Annotated in this window: 1 protein-coding gene; it reads left to right on the forward strand. The window is 45.9% G+C overall.

The window, feature by feature from the left end; genetic code table 11:
- Positions 1–523, forward strand: a 523-nt coding sequence (locus tag ACWHAR_RS31590; protein WP_452088993.1) for a formate/nitrite transporter family protein, incomplete at its 5' end; no start/stop codon positions are given.
- Between the last annotated feature and the right edge of the window lie 6 nt (positions 524–529).

Raw genomic sequence — 529 nt, forward strand, 5'->3', positions numbered from 1 at the left:
TACCGGCAACACCTTTTATTTCACCTATACCGCGCTACGGAAAAAACTCAGCTGGCGCGACAACCTGTACTTGTGGATGTCAAGCTATGCCGGCAATTTAATCGGTGCCATTCTGTTTGCCATCCTGATCAGCGCGACGGGACTTTTTGAGGAGCCTTCTGTTCATTCCTTTTTGATTCATTTGGCAGAACACAAAATGGAGCCGCCGGCTTCCGAATTGTTTTTCAGAGGAATGCTGTGCAATTGGCTTGTGTGCCTCGCCTTTTTCATTCCAATGTCTCTCAAAGGTGAAGGAGCAAAGCTTTTTACCATGATGCTTTTCGTTTTCTGCTTCTTTATTTCAGGCTTTGAACACAGCATTGCCAATATGTGCACTTTCGCCATCTCGCTTTTGATCGAGCACCCTGATACAGTGACACTGATGGGAGCAGTCAGAAACTTAATCCCCGTTACGCTCGGCAATCTGACCGCGGGAATAGTTATGATGGGCTGGATGTACTACACACTGAATCCTGATCAATAAAAAAAC

Source organism: Bacillus sp. LR--39 (assembly GCF_053613335.1).